This window comes from Xanthobacter sediminis, from assembly GCF_043195015.1.
In the GTDB taxonomy this organism is placed as follows: domain Bacteria; phylum Pseudomonadota; class Alphaproteobacteria; order Rhizobiales; family Xanthobacteraceae; genus Xanthobacter.
Genome location: NZ_JBAFWH010000005.1, coordinates 100,988 through 126,728 on the forward strand (window position 1 = coordinate 100,988; position 25,741 = coordinate 126,728).

The window sequence follows — 25,741 nt, forward strand, 5'->3', positions numbered from 1 at the left end:
TCAGGCCCTGCGAGGTGCAGCGTGACGAAAACGCGGTTCGGCGCCTACGCCTATGTCTTTCCGCTCCTGGCCGTCACGCTGGCCGCCGTCCTCGCTGCCGTGCCTGACTTCGCGCCGGCGCACGCGGCAGCGGGTGGCAGCGGTGTGCGGGAAGCGGTAGGTGGCGCGCTTACCATGGTATTCCTGTGCGGCTCCTCCTTCGCCGCGGTGGCGCATGCGGATGTGGCGGCCGCCCGCCTCGGCCAGCCCTATGGCACGCTGCTGCTGACGTTTTCGGTGACGCTGATCGAGGTGTCGGTGCTCGCCTCTTTCATGCTGCATGCCAACAGCAATCCCACGCTGGTTCGCGAATCGGTGTTCTCGGTCATCATGATCGTGACCACCGGCATCGTTGGCCTTTGCCTGCTGCTCGGCAGCCTGAAGCACCGTGAGCAGGTGATCCAGCAGCAGGGCGTCACCGGCTTCCTGTCGGTGCTGATCGCCCTCGGCGTCATGCTGCTGATCCTGCCGATAGAGACGCGGGCCGGCATGAAGAGCGGGCAGTTCACGCCTTTCCAGCTCGGCTTCATGGCATTCATCGCCGTCGCCCTTTATGCTGCCTTCCTCTACATGCAGACGGTGCGCTACCGGGAGCATTTCGTCGACGACGACAGTGGCCATGCGGATCGCCGACCCACCCTGCGGCGGTTCGCGCAGGCGGTGGCGATGCTTCTGGTCAGCCTCGCCGGCGTGGTCAGCCTGTCCGGCCATGTGGCGGCGAGCTTCGAGGACTTCCTCGGCATGTTCCCGCTGGCCGATCCTGATGCGGTCACGGGGGCCCTGGTGGCCACGCTGCTGCTGCTCCCGGAGGGCATCAGTGCCGTGCGGGCGGCCGGTGCCAATCACCTCCAGCACAGCCTGAACATCGCGCTCGGCTCGGCGCTCGCCTCCATCGCCCTCACCATCCCGGCCATGGCGGCCATCAGCATGGTGCTCGGCCTGCCCATGGAACTGGGGCTGGACCCGGAGGATCGCACCATGATGCTGCTGACCTTCGTGCTCGCCATCCTCTCCTTCGGAACGGGGCGGACCAACGCGCTCAACGGCGTGGTCCATCTCATCCTGTTCGGTGTGTACGTGATGCTCACCATCGTGCCGTGACGCACGTCGCTCGCGATGGTGGACACAGGCAAGGTCCGGTGGCATGTTCCGCCCGTTTTTGGAACGAGGCGTCGGCCGTGAAGACTCTCCTGCTCTACATCTTCACCTGGTGGCAAAAGCAGACCGTGGGCACCTGGTGGTGGACCAAGCGCTATGGCGAGTTCGTCGGGAAGGACGAGTTCGGCAACCGCTACTACCGCACCAAGGGTGGCGCCATCGATCCCGTCCTCGGCTTTGAGCGGCGCTGGGTGATCTATCCGGGCTATGCGGAAGCCTCGAGCATTCCGCCCGGCTGGTGGGGCTGGATCCACCACCGTGTCGATACGCCGCCCTCCAAGGAAACCTACACGCCCCGCGAGTGGCAGAAGGAGCACCGGGCGAATCCCACCGGCACCGCTGCCGCCTACCATCCCCAGGGTTCGGTGCTGGCTACTGGCCACCGCCCGGCCGTGACCGGCGACTACAAGGCCTGGGTTCCCGGCGAATGAGGCGGGGCGCTCCGCGCCCGACTTCGATGCAGCGACCGCGGGAACCGCGCCGCCCGCATGCCCTGTTCAAGCCGCATTGTGAGTGCTAATCGGCTCCACACGAAGATCCATTCGGTTCGGAGGTGCCGCACGGCGCGTCCGCCTCGCCAAGGGCGCCTTTCGCCGGCGCCGGCCGCGGCCGGCAGCAGGAAGCGCCCAGGTCCACGATACTAGACCGGTGCGCCTGTAGCATGATGCGGATGTCCCAGGGCCTCACGGCGCTCGCCATGGTGGCGGTCGCGCAGGCGGCAAGCCTTTCACCCGCGGCGGCCCAGCTCCAGCGCTCGGGGATCGAGCAGTCGAACGTGCCGCCGCCTACGGGCTATGGTGCCCCCACCGCGCCGCAGCCGCGCCGTCCGGCCCAGTCCGCGCCCACGCCTTATACCCCCACGCCCTACGAGCCGCTGCCTTATCCCCCCGGCGGCAACACCGGTGCCGCGCCCGCCCGCGCCGCCACTGCACCCGCGCAGGCGGGCGGGGCCCCCGCCCAGGCGGAGCCGGACGGCATGGTGGTGCAGCCCCCGGCGGTGAAGATCTCCAACGGCTACGCGGTTTATGCCGGGCTCGACAAGATCACCGGCCGCATCACTTCATTCGATGTCGCCATCGGCGAGACGGTGCAGTTCGGCGCCCTGCAGGTGACTCCGCGGGTGTGCTACACGCGGCCCGCCAACGAGACGCAGAACACCACCTCCTTCACCGAGGTGAACGAAGTGACCCTGAAGGGCGAGGCCAAGCGCATCTTCACCGGGTGGATGTTCGCCTCCAGCCCCGGCCTCCATGGGGTGGAGCACCCGGTCTATGACGTGTGGCTGATCGGCTGCAAGGCGCCGGCTCCCGTCACCGCGGCGCCCGCCGGCCAGCAGTAGAAGTCGCCCTCTACGGCCAAGGCGTGATCGAGCAGGCGGTGGTATTGCCGCCGCGAGACCTCCAGCGCGCCGAAGCTCTTCAGGTGGCTGGTGACGAACTGGGTGTCGAGCAGGCGGAAGCCGCCGGCGACGAGGCGCCCCACCAGATGCACCAGCGCCACCTTGGAGGCGTCGCGCTCGCGGTGGAACATGCTCTCGCCGAAAAAGGCGCCGCCGAGCCGCACCCCATAGAGCCCGCCCACCAGCTTTCCGTCGCGCCAGGCTTCCACCGTGTGGCAGCGCCCGCGCGCGAACAATTCGCCGTAGAGGTGGCGGATGCGGGCGTTGATCCAGGTCTTGTCCCGGCCCTCCTGGGGCTCGGCGCAGCCGTCGATGACGCCTTCGAAATCGGTATCCACCCGCACCTCGAACTTGTCGGACCGCACCGTGCGGGCGAGGCGGGAGGAGATGCGGAAGTCGTCGAGCGGGATGATGCCGCGCCGCTCCGGCTCGATCCAGTAGAGCCCCGGATCCTCGGCGCTCTCGGCCATGGGGAAGATGCCGCAGGCATAGGCCTTCAGCAGCACCTCCGGGGTGATCTCGACGGTCTGGTCGCTCATCCGGCTCATGGCGGCAGGATAGCAGGAAATTGTGCGACTGTATGGCGGCGCGCGTCTCCGCCCTGGCCTATTCGCGCTTCAGGAAGGCGCCGATGCGCTCCACCGCCTCGCGCATGTCGGCAGCCGAGCCGGCATAGGAGAGGCGCAGGAACTGCTTGCCCCGGAAGGGGTCGAAGTCGACGCCGGGCGTGGTGGCCACATGCACGGCATCCAGCATGCGGGTGGCGAAGGCGGCCGAATCGCCGGTGAAGGCCGAAACGTCCGCATAGAGATAGAAGGCGCCGTCCGCCGGTAGGAAATGGCTGAGGCCGACCTTCGGCAGCCCCTCGGTGAGGATGCGGCGGTTCTCCACATAGCCGGCCTTCACCCCGTCCATCTCCTCGCGGCCCTCGAAGGCGGCGGCGGCCGCGATCTGCGAGAGCGTGGGCACGGAGATGGACAGGTTCTGCTGCAGCCGCTCCATGGTGCGTGAGAGGCCGGGCGGCACCACCATCCAGCCCACGCGCCAGCCGGTCATGCAGAAGTATTTGGAGAAGGAGTTGATGACGGTGACATCCTCCGCGATTTCCACCGCGCTCACCGCCGGGAAGGCGTAGTCGAGCCCGTGGTAGATCTCGTCGGAGACGAAGGCGAGGCCGAGCTCGCGGGCGCAGTCGTAGAGCGCGGTGAGGGCGGCGCGGTCCATCATGGTGCCGGTGGGGTTGCCGGGGCTCGCCACCAGCACGCCCTTCAGCGGCGCCTTGCGGTGGGCCTCCATCAGCCGCTCCGGGGTGAGGGCGTGGCGGTCCTCGGCGCGGGTCTCGATGAGCACCGGCTCGCAGCCCAGGGCGGAGAGCACGTGGCGGTAGGGCGGATAGCCGGGCGCCGCGATGGCCACCCGGTCGCCGGCCTCGAACAGGGCCAGGAAGGCGAGGATGAAGCCGCCCGAGGAGCCGTTGGTCACCACCACCCGCTCCGGATCGAGCGCGACCTTGTGCGTCTCCTCGTAGTGCCGGGCGATGCGGGCGCGCAGGGCGGGGATGCCGAGCGCCGCCGTGTAGGCCACCTGCCCGGCGGCGATGGCATCAGCCGCCGCCCGGCGGGCCACCAGTGGCGCCGGCGCGGCCGGCTGCCCCACCTCCAGATGCATCACCCGGCCGCCGGCGGCCTCGATGCGCGCGGCATGCTCCATCACATCCATCACGATGAAGGGAGCGACGGCGCTGCGGCGCGAGGGCTGAAGGCTGACGCCGGCGCGGGGGAGGGGGGTGGAAGAAGCGGTCACGGGCGAAGGTCCTTCAGCCAGGAGCGGCGACGCGAGGCCGGCGGGTGGCACCTGCCGTGCTGCCGCCGCATTCTCGCGGTCCTTGAGAATAAGGTCGCCCCAATGTGAGGCCGAGGCCGTTGACCCGGCCGGCGAGGGGCTCCACTGTCCGGCGGCTTCCTAGCGCGCGCGCACCGGCGCGCCAAGGGGAGAGGGAACACGTGGCGAGGCGAGGACAAGCGTCAGGGCTCATGGACCGATCACCTTCTTGCTCCCTTCTGCGCCGGATGGCGCTGCGCGCCGGGCGTGTGGCGGCCGTGCTCGCAGTGGCGGCGCTCCCGCTCCACGCGGTGCGCGCGCAGGAGCAGCCCAAGGGCGGTGTCACCACCATCCGCGACACCGAGATCGAGGCCCTGCTGCGCGACTATACCCGCCCCATCCTGAAGGCCGCGGGGCTCGCCCAGCAGAATGTCGAAGTGGTGCTCATCAACCAGCGCTCCTTCAACGCCTTCGTGGCGGACGGACGGCGCATCTTCGTGAACACCGGCGCGCTCATCGATTCCAAGACGCCGAACCAGATCATCGGCGTGCTCGCGCACGAGACCGGGCACATCGCCGGCGGCCATCTCGCCCGCATGCGCGAGCAGCTCGCGGGGGCACAGACCATGGCCATCGTCGCCATGCTGCTGGCCGGCGCGGGCGTGGCGGCCGGCGCGGCGGGCGGCATGGGTGGCAGCAGCCTGGGCAGCGCCGCTGCGGCCGGCATGAGCGCCCCCCAGGAGATGATTCGCCGCTCCCTGCTCTCCTACCAGCGCGGCGAGGAGCAGGCGGCCGACCGCTCGGCGGTGAAGTACCTCGACGCCACCCACCAATCGTCCAGGGGCATGCTGGAGACGTTCGAGCGCTTCCAGAACGACCAGCTCTTCCTGAGCCAGAGGGTGGACCCCTACCTGCTGAGCCACCCCATGGCGCGTGAGCGCATCGCGGCGCTGGAGCAGCTCGTGAAGGCGAGCCCCTACTACAACGCCAAGGACCCGGCCGACCTGCAGGCCCGGCATGATCTCATGCGGGCCAAGCTCATCGCCTTCATCGAGCGGCCCGATGCGGTGAACCGGCAGTATCCCATCTCCGACAACTCGCTGGCGGCGCAGTATGCGCGCGCCATCTCCGCCTATCGCTTCGGCAATGTGAACGGCGCCCTGGCGCAGATCGATTCCCTCATCGCCAAGCAGCCGGGCAATCCCTATTTCTACGAGCTGAAGGGCCAGGCGCTGCTGGAAAGCGGCCGGGCGGCGGAGGCCGTGGCGCCGCTGCGCAAGGCGGTCTCCATGACCGATGGCGCCCCGCTCATCCGCGCCATGCTCGGCCAGGCGATGGTGCAGTCGGGCAGCAACGTCAATCCCGAGGACGCCATCCGCGAGCTGATCCAGGCCACCCAGCGCGATCCCAATTCGGCTGGGGCGTGGCGCTCGCTCTCCATTGCCTACGGGCGCAAGGGCGACCTTGCGAACGCCGATCTCGCGGCGGCCAGCGGCTATTTCGCCTCGGGCGACTTCAAGATCGGCCGGGAGATCGCCGCCCGTGCCCGCCAGCGCTTTCCCCAGGGCTCTCCGGGGTGGCTGAAGGCGGACGACCTCGTGAACTTCAAGCCGCCCAAGGGCGCCGAGCAGCGGGGCGGGCGGGACGGCGGATAGCCGGATTCTTGCCCCGGTCTCCTGCCCCAGGCGGGCACCTGTTCGCGCTGGGGAGTGCGCGGACGCCGGAAGCAGGGGCATTGCCGCGCATCACTGCGCGTGGGATGCCCCGGAACAGACCTTTCTCACGTGATGGAGATATGCATGTTTTCGCGCCTCGGCCTCAGCGCCGGCCTCATTCCGCTGGCGCTGGCGGCCGCCCTGGCCTCCAGCCCCGCCTCCGCCTTCACCGACGAGGAGAAGAAGGAGCTCGGCCCGGTCATCCGCGAGTACCTGCTCCAGAATCCGGAGGTGCTCCAGGAGGCCATCGCCGTATTGGAGGCGCGCCACAACGCCGCCGAGGCGCAGGAGCGCGGCAAGGCCCTCTCCCAGGTGAAGCCGCTGCTCATGGAGAGCCCGCGCGGCGTGGTGGTGGGCAATCCCAAGGGCGACGTGACCCTGGTGGAGTTCTTCGACTACAACTGCGGCTACTGCAAAAAGGCCCTCTCCGACCTGCAGGAGCTGATCAAGGAAGACCCGAACCTGCGCGTGGTGCTGCGCGAGTTCCCGGTGCTCGGACCGGGCTCGGTGGAGGCCGCGCAGGTGGCGATCGCGGTGCGCATGGTGGCGCCGGAGAAGTACATGGCCTTCCACCAGGCGTTGCTGAACGGCCGCGGCCAGGCTGACCGCGCCAAGGCCCTCGCCGCCGCCAAGGAGGCGGGCATCGACCCCGCCCTGATCCAGAAGCAGGCCTCCTCGCCGGAGCTGAACGCAACGCTGGACGAGAACATGAAGATCGCCGAGGCGCTCTCGCTCAACGGCACGCCGTCCTATGTGGTGGGCGACCAGGTGGTGGTGGGCGCCGTGGGCTTCGACAAGCTCAAGGCCGCCATTGCCGAGAGCCGGACGCAGAAGAAGGCGAACTGAGTACCGCCGAGCTTCCGCCCGCCGCCGGCCCCAGGCTGCGCGGCGGGCTCTTTCCTTGCGCGGCGGGCACCCCTATAAGTGCCGCCGACCCGGACATGGTGTGCCGGCGACAGATGTTTCTGGGATGTCCGATACCATCCACGTTCTGAACGGGCCCAACCTCAACCTCCTCGGCACGCGCGAGCCCGGCATCTACGGCGCCGCGACGCTGGCCGACGTGGAGGCGCTGTGCCGCTCCGAGGCGGAACGGCACGGCTTCGGCCTCGTGTTCCGGCAAACCAATTCCGAAGGCGCGCTGGTGGACTTCATCCAGGCCGCGCGCGGCGCGCGGGGCATTGTCCTCAACGCGGCCGCCTACACGCACACCTCTGTCGCCATCCGCGACGCGGTGGCGGCGGTGGGGGTTCCCACCATCGAGGTGCATCTGTCGAACGTGTTCGCGCGCGAGCCGTTTCGCCACCATTCCTACCTTTCGCCCGTGGCGCGCGGGGTCATCTGCGGCTTCGGACCGCAGAGCTACGTGCTCGGAATCCAGGCGCTGGCGGGCCTTTCTTAAGAAGCTGGTGGCGCGCCGTGCCCTAGGATCGCGGGCGCGGACGCAGCCGGCAAGAGCAGGATGATGATGAAGCCGACCAAACCCCAGATCGATACCGACCTCGTCAAGGACATCGCGAAGCTCCTGTCGGACAGCGACCTGACCGAGATCGAGGTGGAGCACGAGGGCCTGCGCGTGCGCGTGGTGCGCGCCCCCGCGCCGGTGATCGCCGCCGCCCCGGCCGCTGTGGCCGCCGCGCCCGCGCCCGTCGTCGCGCACGCCGCCCCGGCCGCGGAGGCGCCCGCCGATCCTGCCAAGCATCCCGGCGCCGTGACCTCGCCGATGGTGGGCACGGCCTATCTCTCGCCCGAGCCCGGCGCCGCCGCTTTCGTCGAGGTCGGCGCCACGGTGAAGGAAGGCCAGACGGTGCTCATCGTCGAGGCCATGAAGACCATGAACGCCATCCCCGCGCCCCGCTCCGGCACGGTGACGCGCGTGCTGGTGGGCAATGCGCAGCCGGTGGAATACGGCGAGCCGCTCCTCATCATCGAGTGACACCGGTGCCCGGCAGGTGCCCCCGTCGCCATCCGGCGGCGGCGCGCCCCTCCCGGCATCGACGCGCCTTCCGCGCGCGAAGCGGCATCAGGCTCGCGCGCATACGCTCTCGAGCGTTTTCAAGCGAAGTGGATCCCGGTTCGCGTGAAGAAAACGCGCCAATGCAAAAACGTGGGGCGCTTTCCGTGAGACAGTGCGCGCGGAAGACGCTCTAGGGGCAGGCCAGAGATGTTCAAGAAAATCCTCATCGCCAACCGCGGCGAGATCGCGCTGCGCATTCTGCGCGCCTGCAAGGAGCTCGACATCGCCACCGTGGCGGTGCACTCCACGGCGGACGCCGACGCCATGCATGTGCGGCTTGCCGACGAAAGCGTGTGCATCGGTCCGCCGCCGGCCCGCGAGAGCTATCTCAACATCCCCTCCATCCTCGCCGCCTGCGAGATCACGGGGGCGGACGCGGTGCATCCGGGCTACGGCTTCCTGGCCGAGAACGCCCGCTTCGCCGAGATCCTGGACGACCACAACATCGGCTTCATCGGCCCCAAGGCGGAGCACATCCGCATCATGGGCGACAAGATCGAGGCCAAGCGCACCGCCCAGTCCCTGGGCATTCCGGTGGTGCCGGGCTCGGAAGGCGGCATCCGCGACGACGAGGAGGCCCATCGCGTCGCTGCCGGGATCGGCTATCCGGTGCTGGTGAAGGCCGCCGCCGGCGGCGGCGGGCGCGGCATGAAGGTGGCGCACACGCAGGAGGATCTCTCCCAGGCCCTCTCCACCGCGCGGATCGAGGCCAAGGCCGCCTTCGGCGACGACGCCGTCTATCTGGAGAAGTACCTCTCCACCCCGCGCCACATCGAAGTGCAGGTGCTGGGTGACGGCAGGGGCAACGCCATCCACCTTGGCGAACGCGACTGCTCGCTCCAGCGCCGCCACCAGAAGGTGTGGGAGGAGGCGCCCTCGCCCGTCATCACCGCCGCCCAGCGCGCCGAGATCGGCGAGACCTGTGCCAGCGCCATGCGCGAGCTGAAGTATCTCGGCGTCGGCACCATCGAGTTCCTGTACGAGGACGGGCGCTTCTACTTCATCGAGATGAACACCCGCATCCAGGTGGAGCATCCGGTGACAGAGGCGGTGACGGGCATCGACCTCATCAACGAGCAGATTCGCGTGGCGGCCGGCGAGCCCATGAGCGTCAGCCAGGACGACGTGGTCATCAACGGCCACGCCATCGAGTGCCGGGTGAATGCCGAGCACCCCACCACTTTCCGGCCCTCGCCGGGGCGGATCACCCATTACCACGTGCCGGGCGGCCTCGGCGTGCGCGTCGATTCCAACGCCTATCAGGGCTATGTCATCCCCCCCACCTATGACAGCCTGGTGGGTAAGCTGATCGTGCACGGCCAGACCCGCGACGAGTGCCTGCGCCGCCTGCGCCGCGCCCTCGACGAGTTCGTGGTGGACGGCATCGACACCACCTTGCCGCTGTTCCGCACGCTGGTGCGCACCCGCGATATCGCCGAAGGCCGCTACGACATCCACTGGCTGGAGCATTTCCTGGCCGACACCGCCAAGGCTCACGGCGGCTGAGGCACCTGTGGACGGCGGGTCCTGGGCTAAAGAGGCCGGCGCCCGCCTGCCGCCGGGATAGGAGTTGCCGAACCGGCCGAAATTCGGATATCCCGGCGCAAGCAGCGGCGGGCATGGCTCCGTCGAACCTCGGGGAACGCTATGATCAGCATGTCGCGCAAGGTTGTCCGGTCCGCTGGGGCCATGGTGGATGCCGGGGCCGAAGCCATGGGCGCCCGCAAGGTGCTGGCCCTTGCCGCGGCGGCGCTGCTTAGCGGCGGCCTCCTGCTTCAGGCGCCGGCTGCGCGGGCCGAGACCCCCGCGGACACCGTCACCCGCTCCACCCACGACGATTGGACCGTGCGCTGCAAGAAGGATGCCTCCCCCAAGGAGTGCGAGGCGGTGCAGACCTTGCAGACCCCCGACCTCAAGGGCGTGCTCGCCCATGTGGCCGTGCGCGCGCAGAAGGGCGGCGAGGTGCTGCTCATCGTCCTCACCCCGCCGGGGGTGTGGCTACCGTCCAACGTCACCCTCAAGGTGGGCGGCGTGCCGGACGTGGTGCTGAGCTACAAGCGCTGCGGCCAGTATTGCGTGGCCAGCGTCGCCCTGACGCGGGAGAACCTCGCGGCGCTGAAGGCGAGTTCCGGCCAGGGCGACCTGACCTTCGAGAACGGCTCGCGCAGCCCCATCATCCTGCCCGTGTCCTTCAAGGGCCTGGGCGATGCCATGACGGCCGCCCTCAACTGATCCTCGCGGAGCGGCAAGGCGCGGCTCGGGCGTGAGTTTTCCCGGCCGCGCGTGTGTTCGCCAGCCTTCGTGGTGGGCCCGGTGGTGGTGCGACGCATGTCGCTTCCGCCTCTCGTCCGGCATGTGCATGTGCTCAGTTGTGCAAGGTTGTTGCGTGGCGGCACAGCGTGATGCCGCGTCCGCAACGATCCGGTGACGCCCGCCGGTGCTTCGCGGGAGCCGCTCTGGCGAAAGGCTTTGGCCGGCGGCTTGGTTCCGAAACAGGCGGCTTCGCCTTGGGGCGTGCGTCTTCTCAGCAGGGGTCAGCAAGGCAGTGCCGGCGGCTTCGAGCCCGGACGCCGCATGTCACGAAATGGGGGAGCCCGCTCAGCTCCCCGGCGGCCTGTGGCGCCCGTGGGCGCTGCGCCATCCGGTGTTTACGCCCGCGTCAAGGGCGCGACGGCCCTGGAGCATTTTCGCGCTCGCATCGGAACGCGGGCCATGCCCTCCCTCGCCGAGCGCGCACGTGTTTTTCACGCGAGCCGGTCCCATCTTCGCCCAAGAGCGCTTCCGTCGAGGCCCCAGTGAGGGTCCGATTCCACGGGGGCTCGCGCCCTGTGACTGGCAGGCCGTATCCGGCGCCTGCGAGGCGCGGGATACGTGGAATGCTCAGTCGGCGTAGGGATTGTCCTTCTGCCGCAGCGTCAGCCGGATCGGGACGCCGGGCAGGTCGAAGGTCTCACGCAAGGCGTTGGTGATGTAGCGCAGGTAGCTCTCGGGCAGGGCATCGGCGCGCGAGCAGAACAGGACGAAGGACGGCGGGCGCGCCTTGGGCTGCGTCATGTAGCGCAGCTTCACCCGGCGGCCGGACACCGCCGGCGGCGGGTGCTTGTCCACCACCTGCTGCAGCAGGCGGTTGAGCGGGTTGGTGGCCACGCGCTTGTTCCACACCTTGTGGGCCTTGGCGATGGCTTCCACTAGCTTGTCGAGCCCGTGCCCGGTGAGGCCGGAAAGCGCGGCGATGGGCACGCCCTTGATCTGCGGCAGCAGATGGTCCGCTTCCTCGCGCAGGCGGGTGGCGAGGCCGCCGCGGGGGATGAGATCCGACTTGTTGTAGCCGATCACCACGGCCCGGCCCTCGCGCGCGACGAGGTCGGCGATGCGCAGGTCCTGCTCCTCGAAGGGGTGGGTGGCGTCGATGAGCACCACCACCACCTCCGCGAACTTCATGGCGCGCAGGGCATCGGCGGCGGAGAGCTTCTCCAGCTTGTCCTCGATGCGCGCCCGCTTGCGCAGCCCGGCGGTGTCAAACACTTCGAGCTTCGTGCCGCGGAAATCCACTTCCACGGCAATGGAATCGCGGGTGATGCCCGCCTCGGGGCCGGTGAGCAGGCGGTCCTCGCCCAGCAGGCGGTTGATGAGGGTGCTCTTGCCCGCGTTGGGGCGGCCCAGCACCGCCACCTTGATGGGGCGCTTCGGCGCATCGGCCGGCTCCTCGGGCTCCGCGTCGTCGCCGTCCTCGTCCTCCGCCGCCGGGCGGGTCTGCTCGGGCAGGGCGTCGCAGATAGCGTCGTAGAGGTCGGAAAGGCCTTCGCCATGCTCAGCGGAGAAGGGCACGGGCGTGCCGAGGCCGAGGGCGAATGCCTCGATGGCTCCGGCCTCGCCGCCGCGCCCCTCGCTCTTGTTGGCGACGAGGATGGTGGGCTTGCCGGCGCGCCGCACCAGGGCTGCGAACGCCTGGTCGGTGGGGGTGAGGCCCACCCGCGCATCGATCAGGAAGAGGATGGCGTCGGCATCGCCGATGGCGGCCTCGGTCTGGGCGCGCATGCGGCCTTCGAGGCTGCCGGCATCGGCTTCCTCCAGGCCGGCGGTGTCCACGATGCGGAAGGAGAGGTCACCGAGGCGCGCATCCCCTTCTCGGCGGTCACGGGTGACGCCGGGGCGGTCGTCCACCAGCGCGAGCTTCTTGCCCACGAGCCGGTTGAACAGGGTGGACTTGCCCACATTGGGCCGGCCGACGATGGCCAGGGTGAAGGTCATGGATTACGGCTCGTCGCCCGGAGAAAATGGAGTGGGAACGCCTGCGGGCGCGCCTCAGCGGGACTGGCCGGAGCCCGCGGGCGGCGGGTTCGGCAGGTCGATGGCGGCGTTGGCGTTGGAGGGCTGGCCGGGGCCGGTGGAGTAGTCGACGCCGGGCACGCCCTGGGGAAACACCTGCTGGCGCGCGCCGGGCAAGGGCTTCTTGTTTTCGTCGAAGGGGTTGAACTTCTCCAAGGTCTCGCAGCCGGCGGCCGCGAGCGCGAGCGCGAGCCCGATGGCGACACGCAGCGACCTCGAAACAAGGCGGGACTGTCCCATGGGGCGCATCCTTATTGTGCGGCGGCCGGCGCGGCGGGGGCTTCGGCCGGGGCGGCGGGTGTCGCCGTGAGGCGGCGGATGAGTTCGGCGCGGGAGCGGATGCCGCCTGTGGCTTCCGCATCCTCGGTGATCTCGGTGGCGGTTTTGTTGGCGGCGGCGAGGTCGCCGGCCTTCATCTGCGCCAGGGCCAGCACCTCGCGGGCGGGGTTGCGCAGCGGCCCGGTGCCGGCGGCGAGGTCGCCCACGCGCTGCTTCACTGCGGCAAGATCGGAGGTGTCGAGCACCATGAGCCCGGCGCGCAGGCGCGCCATGTCGCGCGCGAGGGCCGGCAGCCGGCTGTCGCCGGCGATGGCGTCGAAGGCGGAGATGCCGGCGGCCGGGTCGCGCTTCGCCGCGGCCTCGGCCGCGCGGAACAGGGCGATGGCGCGGTAGCCAGCGGGCCCGGTCCTTGCGATCTCCTGGAAGGCGGCCTCGGCCTCCGCATATTTGCCGGCGGCGCTCAGGGCTCCGGCTTCATCGAGGGCGACGGAGGTGGCGATGGCCTGCTGCTGGCGCCAGTAGGTGTAGCCGCTCCAGGCCGCCGCGCCGGCGATGGCGAGCACCACGGCGGCGATGAGGACGATGCCGTAGCGGTCCCACAGCTTGCGCATCCGCTCGCGCCGGAGGTCTTCCTGGATCTCGTGGAAAATGTCGGTCATCAAAGGTCCGCAGATGCAGGGCGCAGTCGCGCCGGCTCAGGGCGGCTAACCTATCCATGCGGCCTCATCGTGGCAAACCCGGCGTGGCCGCGCCTGTGGGCGACATGCGCTTGCCGTGCCGCGGCCCGCCCTTAGGATGGACCTGCGCCCGCCGCCGGCCCTGGGGCGCCGGGAGAGACGGGGACGATCGCATGTCGATACCGACGGACGGAGTGGGGCCGCGCGCGGCCGCCCCGTCCTTTGAATACCAGCTCAACCGCACGCCGGTGGGCGTGGTGATGCTCGACGCCGATCTCGCCATCCGCGCCGTGAACCCGGTGGCCCTGCGGCTGCTGGCGCCGGCGGGGGCGAGCCTCATCGGGGTGAACCTCCTCGACCTGCACCCCGATGAGGCCCGCGACAAGGTGAGCTGGCTCATCTCGCGCGCAGCTGCGGGCGCGGACGGAACCGCCTCGCTGGTGGTGACGACCGCCATGGGCAGTCTCGTCGCCAAGGTGAGCCGCCTCGACGGTGGGGGCGGCGCGGCCGCCGGCTACTGCATGATGATCCACGCCCTCGCCGGCGCCCCCGTGATGGGGCGGGCCGAATCGGACGCGGCGGCAGAGCGGGCGGAGGCGGTTCCGGTGGCTGCCGATGCGGGCCTGCCCCTGTGTCCCCTCATGAAGCTGCCGCTCATGCGTGGCAAGGGGGCGGTGATCTCGCTGATCGACGTGGGCGAGGTGGTGTGCCTCGTGGCCCAGGGCCACTATGCGGAGGCGCACACGCTGTCCTTCTCCGCCTTCTGCCCACGCTCCCTGGCGGATCTGGAGCGGCGGCTCGATCCCTCGGTGTTCCTGCGCGTGCACCGGCGCTACGTGGTGAACATCCGCCATGTGCGCGGGGCGGAGCGCGCCGACGGCGGCTGGCACCTCATCCTCGCCGACAAGGCGGCGACGCGGGTGCCCGTGAGCCGCGCCAAGGTGGAGGCGATGCGCCGGCTGCTGGCGGTGTGACGCACCGTTCGTGCAGTCCAGGTGCCGTTCGTGCACGCTGGCCGTGAGCCGTTCCTGCCGCGTTGAGGGCCCGAGCGGCGCCCATCATCCTCCTGCCATGCGCTGATCCGGCGCCTCCGCAGAGGGGTGTTCCCATGGACTCGTCCGTTCCCGCCGACTTCTCCCAATTGCCGGGCGACCTCGACAATCCGGACCGTTACGTCACGTTCCGCGGCATCGATTTCGAGGGCAATATGGCCCGCGTGCTCGCGCACCTCTTCCGCTACATTGACGATCCCGCCCACGGCAATGCCTTCTGGGCGCGGTTCAAGACGCGGCTCGCGGCGGCGGGGGAGGGCGGCTCGGCCATCTGCGACAAGCTCCTGCTGCTCCACTCCCATACCTACTACATGGTCGACCTGTTCGAGGACCACGACGACGAGGCGGCGCTGGCGGACCTGCGGAAGCTGGAGGAGGAGTGCTTCTAGCCGCCGGTGGCGAAGCCGGCCCGCTTCAGCCGCACAACCGCGAGGTCGAGCGCCGAGAGGAAGGCCGAGCGGTCGCGGGCGGAGAAGGGCCTCGGCCCGCCCGTGACCGCGCCGGCGGAGCGCAGGTCGTCCATCAGGTTGCGGGTGGCGAGCGCCATGCCGATGGAATCGGTGGTGAAGGGTTTTCCAGTGGGCGCGATCACGTCCGCCCCCGCCTTCACGCAGCGGGCGGCGAGGGGGATGTCGGCGGTCACCACCACGTCCCCGCGTGAGACATGGGCGGCGATGAAATCGTCGGCGGCGTCCGGCCCCGCCGGCACCAGCACGCGCTCCACCAGCGGGTGGGCGGGAACGGCGATGGGCGCGTTGGCCACCACGAGCATGCGCACCGCGTGGCGCCAGCCCACCTTGTAGGCCTCCTCCTTCACCGGGCAGGCGTCGGCGTCGATATAGAGGGCGATGGGGGCGGCACGGGGCGGAGCGGCGGTCATGGCCGGGAGATGGCAGGCGCGGGCCGGAAGGGCAAGCCCGGCCGGCGTGCGGCGGGCGATCAATCATGACGCAGGCATGACAGAAGCGCCGCGGCGGTCATTGACGCCGGGCGCCGCCCGCGCCAAGCCTGTCGTATGATTTCGCTGCTCAGCCGCGGCCGCCGCCGCCTCGAAGCCTTTCCCGTCATCGGCCGCCTGCTCGCCTCGGTGAGCCACATGGAGCGCGTGACGCTGGCGACGCTCGCCTTCGCCGCCTGCGCGCTCTACGCCTTCGTGAAGATCGCCGACGAGGTGATGGACCACGAGACCGGCAGCCTCGACCGCGGCATCCTGCTGGCCCTGCGCAATCCCGAAAACCTCTCCGATCCGCTCGGGCCGCCCTGGGTGGAGGAGATGATGCGCGACTTCACCGCGCTCGGCAGCACCGGCGTGCTCACCCTCCTCACCCTCGTCGTGCTGGCCTTCCTCATGATGACCCAGAAGCGCCACGCGGCATTGCTGGTGGCGGTCTCGGTGGCCGGCGGCACGGCGCTGTCGCAGGTGATGAAATGGGGCTTCGACCGGCCCCGGCCGGACCTCGTGCCCCACGGCATGGCCGTCTATACCCAGAGCTTCCCGAGCGGCCACGCCATGCTTTCGGCGGTGGTCTACCTCACCCTGGGCGCACTGCTTGCCCGCACCCAGGCGCGCACGCGGGTGAAGGTGTTCCTGCTCATGGTGGCGGCGGCGCTCACGGTGATCGTGGGCATCAGCCGCATCTATCTGGGGGTGCACTGGCCCACCGACGTGCTGGGCGGCTGGATGCTGGGCGCCGGCTGGGCGGCCTTGTGCTGGCTCGTCATGTTGTGGCTCCAGCGCAAGGGCGAGGTGGAGTCCGACACTGCCCTGCCGCCGGGCGAGGCGGGCGCTCCCGGGGCGTGACGCCAAGGGGCCGGGGGTGTGCGTCCTGGGCGCTTCGCCAGGGCCGCGCGGCGCTTGAGGGAAGCGCGACCCGTGCCGGGCGAAGGAGAGGGGTCGATGGCGCGCCTGCCGCCGCCCGCGCTCATTTTTCCGGGCGGTAGCTGCCCTGGTCGATGCCGTGGCGGCGGAGCTTGTCGTAGAAGGTCTTGCGGGGAATGCCGAGGGCGCGCACGGCGGATTGCACATCGCCCCGCGTGGCGGCCAGCGTGCCGCGGATCTCGGCCGCCTCGAACGCCTCCACCCGCTCCGGCAGGGATGGCGCGGCATCGGCCGGCGTCTCCGGCGGCGGCAGGTCCGGCGCCGGCTTCTCCTCGCCCCCGGCGAGGCCCAGGGCCACACGCTCGGCATAATGGGCGAGCTCGCGCACGTTGCCCGGCCAGTCGTGGGTGTCGAGGTGGCGGCGCACGGCGGCGGTCAGCGGCGGCGGCTCGCGGCCGAAGCGCTCGGCGGCGCGGCTCAGGAAATGGCCGAACAGGAGGGGCACGTCCTCGCGCCGCTCGCGCAGCGGGGGAATGCGGACCGTCGCCACGTGCAGGCGGTAATAAAGGTCCTCCCGGAACTCCCCCTTCCGCACCAGATCGAGAAGGTCGATCTTGGACGCGGCGATTACCCGCAGGTTCACCCGCTTCACTTCATTGGTGCCGAGGGGGGTCACCTCCCGCGCCTCCAGCACCCGCAGCAGCTTCACCTGCAGCGCGGGGGACATCGCCTCGATTTCGTCCAGGAACAGCGTGCCGCCGCTTGCGTGCTCGATGCGCCCCACGCGCTTCTTCACCGCCCCGGTGAAGGCGCCGGCCTCGTGGCCGAACAGCTCGCTCTCGATCATGCTTTCCGGCAGGGCGCCGCAGTTCACCGCCACCAGCGGGCGGGCGGCGCGGCGGCTCCAGCGGTGGAGCGTGTGGGCCACCACCTCCTTGCCGGCGCCGGTCTCGCCCTCCACCAGCACGTCCACCTCGGCGTCTGCGAGCTGGCGCAGCATCTGGCGCAGGCGCTCCATGGCGGGGGCGATGCCGATCAGCGGCTCGTCGTCGCCGGTGGCCTCGGCGCGGCGCTTCAGCTCCCGGTTTTCCAGCACCAGCCGGCGCTTCTCCAGCGCGTGGCGCACGGCCGAGAGCAGGCGGTCCATGGGATAGGGCTTGGCGAGGAAATCATAGGCGCCCTCGCGCATGGCCTCCACCGCCATGGCGATGTCGCCGTGGCCGGTGACGAGGATCACCGGCAGGTCGCCATCCATGCGCTTCAGGTGACGAAACAGGGTGAGGCCGTCCATGCGCGGCATCCGCACGTCGCTCACCACCACGCCGGGGAAGCCTTCGTCCAGGGCGTCGAGGGCGGCCTCGGCGGAGGCGAACGGCTGCACGGTCAGCCCGGCCAGCATCAGCGCCTGCACGTTGGCGGCCCGCAGCACCTCGTCGTCGTCGATGAAGGCGACATCCATCAGGAAGCCTCCGGCAGGGTGATGATGAAGCGCGCGCCGCCGGCGTTCTCGGCCGCAAGCGCGCCGCCGAACTCGCGCAGGATGTCGTGGCAGATCACCAGCCCGAGCCCCAGGCCGTGGGGTTTGGTGGTGGTGAAGGGCATGAACAGGGCCGCCATCACTTCCGGCGCCACGCCCGGCCCGTTGTCGGCGATGGCGAGGGTGACGGCGCCGTCGGCGCGGGCGGCGCTGATGCGCAGGCGCCGGTCGGGCCGCTCCGCCATGGCCTCGATGGCGTTCTGGATGAGGTTCACTAGCACCTGTTCCAGCCGGCCGCGGTCGGCGCGGGCGACGAGGTCCTCGGGGATATCGAGGGTGAGGGCGATGTCGTGCTCGCGCAGCCGATAGCCCATGAGGCCGAGCACGCCCTTCACAGCCTCCGCCACCGGCACGGGGCCGATCTCGCGGGCCGGCTTGCGGGCGAAGGCGCGCAGCTCCTGGGTGATGGCGCCGATGCGCTCGGTGAGGGCGGCGATGGTTGAGAGGTTGATGCCGGCGGCTTCCGGCTGGCCCTGGTCAAGGAAGGTGCGGGCATTGTCCGCGAACACCCGGATGGCGGCCACGGGCTGGTTCACCTCATGGGCGATGGAGGCGGCGATCTGCCCGAGCATGGCGAGCTTGGTGGCCTGGGCCAGCTCCTCCTGAAGCGCCTCCAGGGCGATGCGCGCGCGCCGGCGCTCCACCATCTCCGCCTTGAGCTGCTCGTTGGCGCTCTTGAGCTCGACGGTGCGGCTCTCCACCTGCTCCTCCAGCTCGCGCCGGGCCTCGCGCTGGCGGGCTTTCTCCTTCTGCCGCTGGGTGCGCCGCGCCAGGAACAGGCCGCCGATGCCGATGCCCACCACCCCCACCAGCAGGGCGATGGAGCGGCTGGCGGTGGCGGCGAGGTTCACCGCCTGCGCCGTGGGGGCGAGCACGTTGAGCGTCCAGCTCGTGGTCGGCACCGCAGAGCGCGCCTCCATGAAGACACGCGGCGTGTGGGCGCCGGGCAGGGTCACCTCCACCAGCCGGCCATGATCCCCAAGGGGCGTGAAGGCGAGCGGCTCCAGCGGCGCCGCGCCGAACTGGAGGCTGGACCGGATGGCGGCCTTGTCCGCGGCGGCGATGGGCGCCATCGCCCGGAACCGCCACTCCGGCTCGCTGGTGATGATGACGATGCCCTGGGCGTCGGTGACGAAGGTGGGGGTGGGCACGGGCAGGCGCCGCCAGTCGTTCTCGATGGCGTCGAACTCGTCCTTCACCACGATCACCCCCAGCGGGCGACCGTCGGGCGCGTCCACCCGGCGCGAGAGGTAGAGGCCGGGGTGCAGGCTCACGGTGCCGAAGGCGAAATGCTCGGCGCCCCCTTCCGCCATGGCCCGCGTGAAATAGGGGCGGAAGGAATAGTCCGAGCCGACGAAGCTGCCCGGCTCGCCGGCGTTGCTGGCGGAGATGCACAGGCCCGCGTCGTTCATGAGGTAGATCACCCCGGCGCGGGTGGCCTGCGCCAGGGTGCGGAACTTGGCGTCGAGCACGGCGACGGCGGCCGCTCCGCCATGCTCCAGCGCGGCGCGCACGTCCGGGTCCTGGGCCAGCACCACGGGCAGGGTGCGCTGCTTCTCGATCTCGCTGCGCAGCGCCGTCACCCTGAGGTCGGCGGCGAAAGCGGCTTCCGCCTCCACCTTGGCGATGGCCCAGCGGTTGGCGCCGTAGACCGCGAGGCGGTCGAGCCCCACCAGGAGGACCACCGCCGCCGCCACCGCCAGCAGCACCGGCAGCAGGCCGCGCCGCGCCTCGCGCGCGGATGCCGTGGACGCGGCGGAGCGGGGCGAGACCTCGTGCGGAACCTCGGACACGGTGACCTCAAGACCCTTCGTGTGCGAAAATCCGCACAGATGGAAATATCATTTGTGCGGCAGAATGCACGATCTGTCGAGGGGGACGGGCGAGCGTGCGGCGCGTTAACGGTTTTTCAATGGTTTGCCGGCTTGGCCCCGGCGCCGGCACGATGGCACGGCGCTTGCGGAAGGAGAATGCCTGAGCGGCGAGCGCGCGGGCATTGCATCACCCATTCGGCTTCGACGTCGCCCGGCCCAAGAGGCGCGACGAGGCCGGCGGAGGAAACGGTCCATGGCTCCCATGATCCCGGCGGCGGCGCCCCAGGCGCCTCGCAGGTTCCACCACCATTTGTATTTCCAGGTTCTCGTCGCCATCGGCGCGGGCATCCTGCTCGGCCATTTCTACCCGAGCCTCGGCGCCGACATGAAGCCGCTCGGCGACGCCTTCATCAAGCTGGTGAAGATGGTGATCGCACCGGTGATCTTCCTCACCGTCGTCACCGGCATCGCCGGCATGCGGGACCTGGGCAAGGTGGGCCGCGTGGCCGGCAAGGCCATGCTCTACTTCATCACCTTCTCCACCCTGGCGCTCATCGTCGGGCTGGTGGTGGGCAATGTGATCCAGCCCGGCTCCGGCCTCAACATCGATCCCCGGACCCTCGACCACAAGGCGGTGGCCGACTATGCCGCCAAGGCCCACGACCAGACGCTCATCGGCTTCCTGATGGGGGTCATCCCGAACACACCCGTCAGCGCGCTCGCCACCGGCGACATCCTGCAGGTGCTGTTCTTCTCGGTGCTGTTCGGCATCGCGCTCGGCGCCATCGGCGAGCGGGGCGAGCCGGTGATGGATGTGCTGCAGTCGGCCGCCCAGGCCATGTTCAAGCTGGTGGCGATCCTGATGAAGGCCGCCCCCATCGGCGCCTTCGGCGCCATGGCCTTCACCATCGGCAAGTACGGCATCGGCTCGGTGGCGAACCTCGCGCTGCTGATCGCCACCTTCTACCTCACCTCCCTCATCTTCGTGCTGGGCGTGCTGGGCGTGGTGGCGCGCTACAACGGCTTCTCCATCCTGGCGCTCATCCGCTACATCAAGGAAGAGCTGCTGCTGGTGCTCGGCACCTCCTCCTCCGAGGCGGCGCTGCCCTCCCTCATGGAGAAGATGGAGCGCGCGGGCTGCGGCAAGTCGGTGGTGGGCCTTGTCATTCCCACCGGCTATTCGTTCAACCTGGACGGCACCAACATCTACATGACGCTGGCGTCGCTGTTCATCGCGCAGGCGGTGGGCATCCACCTGTCGCTGTGGGACCAGATCCTGCTGCTGCTGGTGGCCATGCTCTCCTCCAAGGGCGCGGCGGGCATCACCGGCGCGGGCTTCATCACCCTGGCGGCGACCCTCTCGGTGGTGCCCTCGGTGCCGGTGGAGGGCATGGCCCTCATCCTGGGCATCGACCGCTTCATGTCCGAGTGCCGTGCGCTCACCAACTTCACCGGCAATGCGGTGGCCACCATCGTCGTCGCCCGCTGGGAGAACGACCTCGACAAGGCGCAGCTCGACGCGGCGCTCCACGGCCGCGTGCCCGAGACGGCGGAGCAGCCCATCGACATGGCGACGCCTTCGCCCATCGACTGAGCGGGAAGGGCCCGCCCTTCCATCCTGCGCGAAAGGCCGCCCCGCTGCGAAGCGGGGCGGCCTTTCCTTTTTGAGGCGGTGCGAGGGCGCGGCTCAGGCCGCGTCCACCAGGATCACCTCGGCGTCGTCCAGGGCCTTCACGGTCACCGCCGCCTCGTCGCGGATGGCGGCGCCGTCACGCTCGCTGACGCGGATGCCGTTCACCTCCACCGCGCCGCGGGCGGACACGAGATAGAGGTGGCGCCCCGGATCGACGGCGTAGGTGGCGCTGTCGCCGGCCTTGATGGTCGCCGCCACCAGGCGGGCGTCGGCGCGGATCATCAGAGCGCCCTCGTCGCCCTTGCGGCCGCTGGCGAGGGTGACGAACCGGCCGGCGCGCTCGCCCTTCGGGAAGGGCTGGGCCGCCCAGCGGGGCTCGCCGCCGCGCTCCTCGGGGATGATCCAGATCTGGAAGATCTTCGTGAGCTCCTTCTCCATGTTGTACTCGGAGTGGCGGATGCCGGTGCCGGCGCTCATCACCTGCACGTCGCCCGCCTCGGTGCGGCCCCGGTTGCCCTGGTCGTCCTGGTGGGTGATGGCCCCCTCGCGCACGTAGGTGATGATCTCCATGTCGCGGTGGGGGTGGAGCGGGAAGCCGGTGCCGGAGGCGATCTCGTCATCGTTCCACACCCGCAGGTTGCCCCAATGGACGCGGTTCTGGTCGAAATAGTCGGCGAAGGAGAAATGATGCTTGGTGTCGAGCCAGCCGTGGTCGGCGCCGCCCAGGCGGTCGAAGGGACGCAGTTCGATCATGGTGAACTCCTCTCCGCCCGTTCACTGACGGGCCATTCGGTGTCCTCGTTTGGACTGCGGCGAATATGGCATTGAACATCGAACGCAAAAATGGAAACAATGGAAACTCATGGTTTCCGATCGTGCACCTCACCGCCTGCCGGATCTCGAAGGCTGGGCCATCTTCGCCAAGGTCGTGGAGGCGGGCTCCTTCGCCCGCGCCGCGGCCGAGCTGGGCCTGTCCAAGGCCACCGTCTCCAAGGCCATCGGCCGGCTTGAGGAGCGCCTCGGCACGCGGCTGATGCACCGCACCGCGCGGCGTCTCTCCCTTACCGGCGCCGGGCGCGCCGCCGCCGAGAGCGCCGCGCGCCTCGTCGCCGAGGCGGAGGCGGCCGAGGCGGAGGCGGTCTCGCAGTCGGTGGAGCCGCACGGCGTGGTGCGCATCGCCGCGCCCATGTCGTTCGGCCTGCGCCACGTGGCGCCGCTGCTGCCGGAACTGATCGCGCGTTTCCCGAGGCTCTCGGTGGACCTGCACCTGAGCGACGCGGTGGTGGATCTGGTGGGGGAGGGGTTCGACCTCGCCCTGCGCATCGCCACGCTGCCGTCTTCAAGCCTGAAGGTGCGGCGCATCTGCGCGGTACGGCGCATCCTGGTGGGGGCGTCTGCCTATTTCGCGCGCCGCGGGCGGCCCGCCCACCCGCGCGACCTCGAAGGCCATGCGTGCCTGGGCTATGCCTACCTGCCGGTGCCGGACCGCTGGCGCTTCGTGGACGGGGCGGGGGAGACGGCGACGGTGACGCCCGCGGGGCCCCTGCGGGCCAACAATGCCGACGCGCTCACCCCCATGCTGCTGGCCGGGCTGGGGCTGGCGGTGCAGCCGGAGTTCATGGTGTGGCAGGATCTCGCCGCCGGCCGGCTGGAGCCTGCCCTGCCGGGCTGGTCCATGCCGGACCTCGCGCTCAACATCGTGATGCCGCCGGGCGGCCTGCGCCCAGCGCGGGTGACCGCGGTGGTGGATGTGCTGGCCGCGCGGCTGGCGGCGGCGCCGTGGGCTGCGGAGCCGAAGGCGGCCCCCGCCGTGGGGGCCGCCGGGGGCGCTAGCTGAGCCCGCGCGGCGTTTGAGCGGACCCTCTTGGCGCCAGTCGAAGACCGGTGCCGATGGTATCCGTTCAGCCCGCGCGGTGTTCGAGCAACCCGCTCGGCCCGGTCGAGGACCGGAGCCGAACGGCCTCAGTTCAGCTCAAGCGTGTTGGTGAGGTCGGCAGCCTTGCCGTCGCGCTCGTTCAGCGGCGCGAGGCCGTGGCGGGTCTCGATCAGCTTCAGAACCGAGGTGGTGTCGTAATAGGTGTGGTCCACGAAGCCCTTCCTGGCAAAAGGCGAGATCACCAGGGTGGGGATGCGCATGCCCGGGCCCCAGCGGTCCACCTTCGGCGGCGCCACATGGTCCCAATAGCCGCCGTTCTCGTCATAGGTGACGATGACGACAGTATCCTTCCAGATGGGGCTGCGCTCGATCATGGCGATGATGTCGGCGGCCTGCCGGTCACCGGCGAGGACGCTGGTGTAGCCGGGGTGCTCGTTGGCGACGCCGATGGGCTTGTAGAAGGAGACCGGCGGCAGGGTGCCGCTGTTGATGGCCTCGATGAAGTCCACGCCGTCCTTCAGGTGCCGGGCGCGGGCCTCGGTGCCGTCGCCATAGGCCTTGAAATAGGCGAAGGGCTGGTGGTGGAACTGGAACGACATGTCCGGTCGGCCGGCGACGGCATCGTTCCAGCCACCCGAATACCACGCCCAGTTGACGCCCTTCTCGTTCAGCCGGTCGCCGATGGTGGTGGCTTCCTGGGGCGGCAGCAGCTTGGCCGGGTCGTTGGCGGCGGCGGGGCGGGGCGTGTATGTGGAATAGATGGTGTTCACCGCGTAGCCGTCCGGCGTCACGGCGCCATCCTTTTTGAGGGTGCCGTCGGCATTGAGCACGGCGCGGATGCCCTCGGGCGCGTTCTTGAACTCGGGGGCGCAGGCGCACACGAGGTACATGTGGTTCAGGAACGAGCCGCCGAACGCCGCGTGGAAGAAATTGTCCGCCAGCGTGTACTTCTGCGCGTAGCGCCACAGCGGCAGGCGGGAGCCATCGTAATAGCTCATGGTGAGGCCGCCGGCGTCGGAGATGGCGGCGAAGCGGTCCATCTTGCCGCCGTTGATCTGTTCCTGCTGCTGGTAGAAGCGGTGCACCAGATCGCCGGTGGTCTGCTCCAGGCCCGCATAGGCGTCGGCGCGGAAGGGCTTGTTGGGCAGGTCGTCGGGGAAGCGGTTGTCCACCACTGCCGGCTTCAGGTTCACGTTCATGACCAGAGGAAGCTGGTCGAAGGGCTTACCGTCGCGGTCGGTCTGGGTGGCCGTGTCGCCGGCGTCAGCGATGCCGTTGGCGCCGGGGAACATGCCGTAGAGATTGTCGAAGCTGCGGTTCTCGAGGAACAGCACGACGATGTGGCCGACCTTCTCCAGGCCGGGCTTGCCGGCCGGCGGCTCGGCCGCGCCGGCGGATGCGGCGCCGGCAAACATGAAGGCTGCGGTGGATGCAAGGGCCAGGGAACGGATGCGCATGGGAAGGTCGCCGTCTGATCGAGGACGGCGCACCCTCCACGTCTCCCATGACCGGCGGATGACGCTTGGAATTGTTCTAATCTTATTCCGCTACGTCATGCTTGCCGGAGGTATCGTCAGTCGAACAGGCTGGAGACCGATTCTTCGTGCGCCGTGCGGGCGATGGCCTCGCCGATGAGGGTGCCGATGGAGAGCACGCGGATGTTGCGCGCCACGCGCACCGCCTCGGTCGGCTGGATGGAATCGGTGATGACCAGTTCCTTCAGCTTGGAGGCGGTGATGCGCGCCACCGCCCCGCCCGAGAGCACGCCGTGGGTAATGTAGGCGTGCACCTCGCTGGCGCCGCGGGCGAGCAGGGCTTCGGCCGCATTCACCAGGGTGCCGCCGGAATCGATGATGTCGTCCACCAGGATGCAGCGGCGGCCTTCCACGTTGCCGATGACGTTCATCACCTCGCTCTCGCCGGGGCGCTCACGGCGCTTGTCAACGATGGCGAGGGGGGCATCAATGCGCTTGGCGAGCGCGCGGGCGCGCACCACGCCGCCCACGTCCGGGGACACCACCATCAGGTTCGAGAGCTCGAACCGCTCCTTGATGTCGCGGACCATCACCGGGGCGGCATAGAGGTTGTCGGTGGGGATGTCGAAGAAGCCCTGGATCTGGCCGGCGTGGAGATCCATGGTCATCACCCGGTCGGCGCCGGCGTGGGTGATGAGGTTGGCCACCAGCTTGGCCGAGATCGGCGTGCGCGGGCCGGGCTTGCGGTCCTGCCGGGCGTAGCCGAAATAGGGCACGACCGCGGTGATGCGCTTGGCGGAGGCACGGCGCAGCGCATCGATGATGATGAGCAGCTCCATGAGATGGTCGTTGGCGGGGAACGAGGTGGACTGCACCACGAACGCGTCCTGGCCGCGCACGTTCTCCTGGATCTCGACGAAGATTTCCATGTCCGCGAAGCGACGCACCACCGCCTTGGTGAGGGGGGTGGCGAGATAGGCGGCAATAGCTTCCGCCAGCGCGCGGTTGGAATTCCCCGCGACGAGCTTCATAGGACCGTTCTCCGCTGACATCTGACGCTCCACCCGCACCGCGGGTCGTTGAGGCTTGGGCTGCTCTGAT

The 25,741-nt window shown here is 69.9% G+C and carries 25 protein-coding genes; 14 read left to right on the plus strand and 11 right to left on the minus strand.

The genetic code is table 11. From position 1 onward, the window contains the following. Window positions 1-21 precede the first annotated feature (21 nt). The 3 genes from V5F61_RS08435 to V5F61_RS08445 all read left to right on the plus strand — a co-directional run bounded on the left by V5F61_RS08435 (window position 22) and on the right by V5F61_RS08445 (window position 2,536). Window positions 22-1,140 (plus strand): calcium:cation antiporter, encoded by a 1,119-nt coding sequence (locus V5F61_RS08435; RefSeq protein ID WP_393989106.1) that lies wholly within the window; start codon window positions 22-24, stop codon window positions 1,138-1,140. Between the two features lie 77 nt (window positions 1,141-1,217). Beyond that, a complete protein-coding gene (locus tag V5F61_RS08440; protein WP_393989107.1) occupies window positions 1,218-1,628 on the plus strand; it encodes an NADH:ubiquinone oxidoreductase subunit NDUFA12 in 411 nt (136 codons plus the stop codon). A gap of 230 nt (window positions 1,629-1,858) precedes the next feature. Beyond that, on the plus strand, window positions 1,859-2,536 hold the full coding sequence (locus tag V5F61_RS08445; RefSeq protein ID WP_393989108.1) for a DUF2155 domain-containing protein: 678 nt from the start codon (window positions 1,859-1,861) through the stop codon (window positions 2,534-2,536). Here V5F61_RS08445 and aat read toward each other — a convergent pair. Then, complete coding sequence (gene aat, locus V5F61_RS08450) at window positions 2,467-3,144, minus strand: leucyl/phenylalanyl-tRNA--protein transferase (RefSeq protein WP_393989109.1); 678 nt, start codon at window positions 3,142-3,144, stop codon at window positions 2,467-2,469. The two genes, V5F61_RS08445 and aat, sit on opposite strands and share 70 nt — an antisense overlap. Window positions 3,145-3,202: 58 nt before the next feature. Then, window positions 3,203-4,399, minus strand: coding sequence for a pyridoxal phosphate-dependent aminotransferase (locus V5F61_RS08455; RefSeq protein ID WP_393989110.1), 1,197 nt, complete (start codon window positions 4,397-4,399; stop codon window positions 3,203-3,205). A gap of 230 nt (window positions 4,400-4,629) precedes the next feature. Here V5F61_RS08455 and V5F61_RS08460 point away from each other — a divergent pair, with 230 nt between their 5' ends. The 6 genes from V5F61_RS08460 to V5F61_RS08485 all read left to right on the plus strand — a co-directional run bounded on the left by V5F61_RS08460 (window position 4,630) and on the right by V5F61_RS08485 (window position 10,381). Continuing rightward, window positions 4,630-6,072 (plus strand): M48 family metalloprotease, encoded by a 1,443-nt coding sequence (locus V5F61_RS08460; protein WP_393989111.1) that lies wholly within the window; start codon window positions 4,630-4,632, stop codon window positions 6,070-6,072. A gap of 144 nt (window positions 6,073-6,216) precedes the next feature. Further along, the gene (locus tag V5F61_RS08465) at window positions 6,217-6,978 is read left to right on the plus strand and encodes a DsbA family protein (RefSeq protein ID WP_393989112.1); all 762 of its coding nucleotides are present in this window, start codon (window positions 6,217-6,219) and stop codon (window positions 6,976-6,978) included. A 124-nt stretch (window positions 6,979-7,102) separates the two neighbouring features. Further along, a complete protein-coding gene (aroQ, locus tag V5F61_RS08470) occupies window positions 7,103-7,534 on the plus strand; it encodes a type II 3-dehydroquinate dehydratase (RefSeq protein WP_393989113.1) in 432 nt (143 codons plus the stop codon). A gap of 66 nt (window positions 7,535-7,600) precedes the next feature. After that, complete coding sequence (gene accB / locus V5F61_RS08475) at window positions 7,601-8,068, plus strand: acetyl-CoA carboxylase biotin carboxyl carrier protein (RefSeq protein ID WP_393989192.1); 468 nt, start codon at window positions 7,601-7,603, stop codon at window positions 8,066-8,068. Between the two features lie 228 nt (window positions 8,069-8,296). After that, window positions 8,297-9,655, plus strand: a complete 1,359-nt coding sequence (accC, locus tag V5F61_RS08480) for an acetyl-CoA carboxylase biotin carboxylase subunit (RefSeq protein WP_393989114.1) — start codon at window positions 8,297-8,299, stop codon at window positions 9,653-9,655. 150 nt (window positions 9,656-9,805) lie between these two features. Continuing rightward, complete coding sequence (locus tag V5F61_RS08485) at window positions 9,806-10,381, plus strand: invasion associated locus B family protein (RefSeq protein ID WP_393989115.1); 576 nt, start codon at window positions 9,806-9,808, stop codon at window positions 10,379-10,381. Window positions 10,382-11,029: 648 nt separating this feature from the next. Here the strand turns inward: V5F61_RS08485 and der are convergent. The 3 genes from der to V5F61_RS08500 are packed head-to-tail and all read right to left on the minus strand — an operon-like array spanning window position 11,030 to window position 13,416. Then, window positions 11,030-12,400, minus strand: coding sequence for a ribosome biogenesis GTPase Der (gene der, locus V5F61_RS08490; RefSeq protein WP_393989116.1), 1,371 nt, complete (start codon window positions 12,398-12,400; stop codon window positions 11,030-11,032). Window positions 12,401-12,454: 54 nt separating this feature from the next. Continuing rightward, entirely contained in the window at window positions 12,455-12,718 is a 264-nt protein-coding gene (locus V5F61_RS08495; RefSeq protein ID WP_393989117.1) for a hypothetical protein, read from the minus strand. 11 nt (window positions 12,719-12,729) lie between these two features. Then, entirely contained in the window at window positions 12,730-13,416 is a 687-nt protein-coding gene (locus V5F61_RS08500; RefSeq protein WP_393989118.1) for a tetratricopeptide repeat protein, read from the minus strand. A gap of 191 nt (window positions 13,417-13,607) precedes the next feature. Here V5F61_RS08500 and V5F61_RS08505 point away from each other — a divergent pair, with 191 nt between their 5' ends. Continuing rightward, window positions 13,608-14,408, plus strand: a complete 801-nt coding sequence (locus tag V5F61_RS08505; protein WP_393989119.1) for a PAS domain-containing transcriptional regulator — start codon at window positions 13,608-13,610, stop codon at window positions 14,406-14,408. A gap of 134 nt (window positions 14,409-14,542) precedes the next feature. Then, window positions 14,543-14,875 carry a N(2)-fixation sustaining protein CowN gene (gene cowN / locus V5F61_RS08510; protein WP_393989120.1) on the plus strand — a complete coding sequence of 111 codons (333 nt, stop codon included), beginning with the start codon at window positions 14,543-14,545 and terminating at the stop codon, window positions 14,873-14,875. Here the strand turns inward: cowN and V5F61_RS08515 are convergent. Then, window positions 14,872-15,366 (minus strand): YaiI/YqxD family protein, encoded by a 495-nt coding sequence (locus V5F61_RS08515; RefSeq protein WP_393989193.1) that lies wholly within the window; start codon window positions 15,364-15,366, stop codon window positions 14,872-14,874. The two genes, cowN and V5F61_RS08515, sit on opposite strands and share 4 nt — an antisense overlap. 135 nt (window positions 15,367-15,501) lie before the next feature. On the opposite strand from V5F61_RS08515, the gene V5F61_RS08520 reads away from it, so the two are divergent. Further along, window positions 15,502-16,287, plus strand: a complete 786-nt coding sequence (locus V5F61_RS08520) for a phosphatase PAP2 family protein (RefSeq protein ID WP_393989121.1) — start codon at window positions 15,502-15,504, stop codon at window positions 16,285-16,287. 121 nt (window positions 16,288-16,408) lie between these two features. Here V5F61_RS08520 and V5F61_RS08525 read toward each other — a convergent pair whose 3' ends face one another. Both V5F61_RS08525 and V5F61_RS08530 read right to left on the minus strand, forming a co-directional pair. Then, window positions 16,409-17,764 carry a sigma-54-dependent transcriptional regulator gene (locus tag V5F61_RS08525; RefSeq protein WP_393989122.1) on the minus strand — a complete coding sequence of 452 codons (1,356 nt, stop codon included), beginning with the start codon at window positions 17,762-17,764 and terminating at the stop codon, window positions 16,409-16,411. Then, window positions 17,764-19,635, minus strand: coding sequence for an ATP-binding protein (locus V5F61_RS08530; protein ID WP_393989123.1), 1,872 nt, complete (start codon window positions 19,633-19,635; stop codon window positions 17,764-17,766). The genes V5F61_RS08525 and V5F61_RS08530 overlap by 1 nt, the downstream gene beginning before the upstream one ends. A gap of 274 nt (window positions 19,636-19,909) precedes the next feature. On the opposite strand from V5F61_RS08530, the gene V5F61_RS08535 reads away from it, so the two are divergent. Continuing rightward, window positions 19,910-21,250: a dicarboxylate/amino acid:cation symporter gene (locus tag V5F61_RS08535; RefSeq protein WP_393989124.1), complete on the plus strand. Its 1,341-nt coding sequence runs from the start codon at window positions 19,910-19,912 to the stop codon at window positions 21,248-21,250. Window positions 21,251-21,343: 93 nt separating this feature from the next. Here V5F61_RS08535 and V5F61_RS08540 read toward each other — a convergent pair whose 3' ends face one another. Next, window positions 21,344-22,042, minus strand: coding sequence for a pirin family protein (locus V5F61_RS08540; RefSeq protein WP_393989125.1), 699 nt, complete (start codon window positions 22,040-22,042; stop codon window positions 21,344-21,346). 109 nt (window positions 22,043-22,151) lie between these two features. Here V5F61_RS08540 and V5F61_RS08545 point away from each other — a divergent pair, with 109 nt between their 5' ends. Beyond that, window positions 22,152-23,126, plus strand: coding sequence for a LysR family transcriptional regulator (locus V5F61_RS08545; RefSeq protein ID WP_393989126.1), 975 nt, complete (start codon window positions 22,152-22,154; stop codon window positions 23,124-23,126). Between the two features lie 125 nt (window positions 23,127-23,251). Here V5F61_RS08545 and V5F61_RS08550 read toward each other — a convergent pair whose 3' ends face one another. Both V5F61_RS08550 and V5F61_RS08555 read right to left on the minus strand, forming a co-directional pair. Next, window positions 23,252-24,622, minus strand: a complete 1,371-nt coding sequence (locus tag V5F61_RS08550) for an alkaline phosphatase family protein (RefSeq protein ID WP_393989127.1) — start codon at window positions 24,620-24,622, stop codon at window positions 23,252-23,254. Window positions 24,623-24,738: 116 nt separating this feature from the next. Beyond that, the gene (locus V5F61_RS08555; protein ID WP_393989128.1) at window positions 24,739-25,692 is read right to left on the minus strand and encodes a ribose-phosphate pyrophosphokinase; all 954 of its coding nucleotides are present in this window, start codon (window positions 25,690-25,692) and stop codon (window positions 24,739-24,741) included. Window positions 25,693-25,741 lie beyond the last annotated feature (49 nt).

Excerpts from the sequence above, each read along its gene's own strand:
- V5F61_RS08445 (WP_393989108.1), top strand. The coding sequence starts at position 1,859 with ATGATGCGGATGTCCCAGGGCCTCACGGCGCTCGCCATGGTGGCGGTC.
- aat (WP_393989109.1), bottom strand. The coding sequence starts at position 3,144 with ATGAGCCGGATGAGCGACCAGACCGTCGAGATCACCCCGGAGGTGCTG.
- V5F61_RS08460 (WP_393989111.1), top strand. The coding sequence starts at position 4,630 with ATGGACCGATCACCTTCTTGCTCCCTTCTGCGCCGGATGGCGCTGCGC.
- V5F61_RS08465 (WP_393989112.1), top strand. The coding sequence starts at position 6,217 with ATGTTTTCGCGCCTCGGCCTCAGCGCCGGCCTCATTCCGCTGGCGCTG.
- aroQ (WP_393989113.1), top strand. The coding sequence starts at position 7,103 with ATGTCCGATACCATCCACGTTCTGAACGGGCCCAACCTCAACCTCCTC.
- accB (WP_393989192.1), top strand. The coding sequence starts at position 7,601 with ATGAAGCCGACCAAACCCCAGATCGATACCGACCTCGTCAAGGACATC.
- accC (WP_393989114.1), top strand. The coding sequence starts at position 8,297 with ATGTTCAAGAAAATCCTCATCGCCAACCGCGGCGAGATCGCGCTGCGC.
- V5F61_RS08485 (WP_393989115.1), top strand. The coding sequence starts at position 9,806 with ATGTCGCGCAAGGTTGTCCGGTCCGCTGGGGCCATGGTGGATGCCGGG.
- der (WP_393989116.1), bottom strand. The coding sequence starts at position 12,400 with ATGACCTTCACCCTGGCCATCGTCGGCCGGCCCAATGTGGGCAAGTCC.
- V5F61_RS08495 (WP_393989117.1), bottom strand. The coding sequence starts at position 12,718 with ATGGGACAGTCCCGCCTTGTTTCGAGGTCGCTGCGTGTCGCCATCGGG.
- V5F61_RS08500 (WP_393989118.1), bottom strand. The coding sequence starts at position 13,416 with ATGACCGACATTTTCCACGAGATCCAGGAAGACCTCCGGCGCGAGCGG.
- V5F61_RS08505 (WP_393989119.1), top strand. The coding sequence starts at position 13,608 with ATGTCGATACCGACGGACGGAGTGGGGCCGCGCGCGGCCGCCCCGTCC.
- cowN (WP_393989120.1), top strand. The coding sequence starts at position 14,543 with ATGGACTCGTCCGTTCCCGCCGACTTCTCCCAATTGCCGGGCGACCTC.
- V5F61_RS08515 (WP_393989193.1), bottom strand. The coding sequence starts at position 15,366 with ATGACCGCCGCTCCGCCCCGTGCCGCCCCCATCGCCCTCTATATCGAC.
- V5F61_RS08520 (WP_393989121.1), top strand. The coding sequence starts at position 15,502 with ATGATTTCGCTGCTCAGCCGCGGCCGCCGCCGCCTCGAAGCCTTTCCC.
- V5F61_RS08525 (WP_393989122.1), bottom strand. The coding sequence starts at position 17,764 with ATGGATGTCGCCTTCATCGACGACGACGAGGTGCTGCGGGCCGCCAAC.
- V5F61_RS08535 (WP_393989124.1), top strand. The coding sequence starts at position 19,910 with ATGGCTCCCATGATCCCGGCGGCGGCGCCCCAGGCGCCTCGCAGGTTC.
- V5F61_RS08540 (WP_393989125.1), bottom strand. The coding sequence starts at position 22,042 with ATGATCGAACTGCGTCCCTTCGACCGCCTGGGCGGCGCCGACCACGGC.
- V5F61_RS08545 (WP_393989126.1), top strand. The coding sequence starts at position 22,152 with ATGGTTTCCGATCGTGCACCTCACCGCCTGCCGGATCTCGAAGGCTGG.
- V5F61_RS08550 (WP_393989127.1), bottom strand. The coding sequence starts at position 24,622 with ATGCGCATCCGTTCCCTGGCCCTTGCATCCACCGCAGCCTTCATGTTT.
- V5F61_RS08555 (WP_393989128.1), bottom strand. The coding sequence starts at position 25,692 with ATGTCAGCGGAGAACGGTCCTATGAAGCTCGTCGCGGGGAATTCCAAC.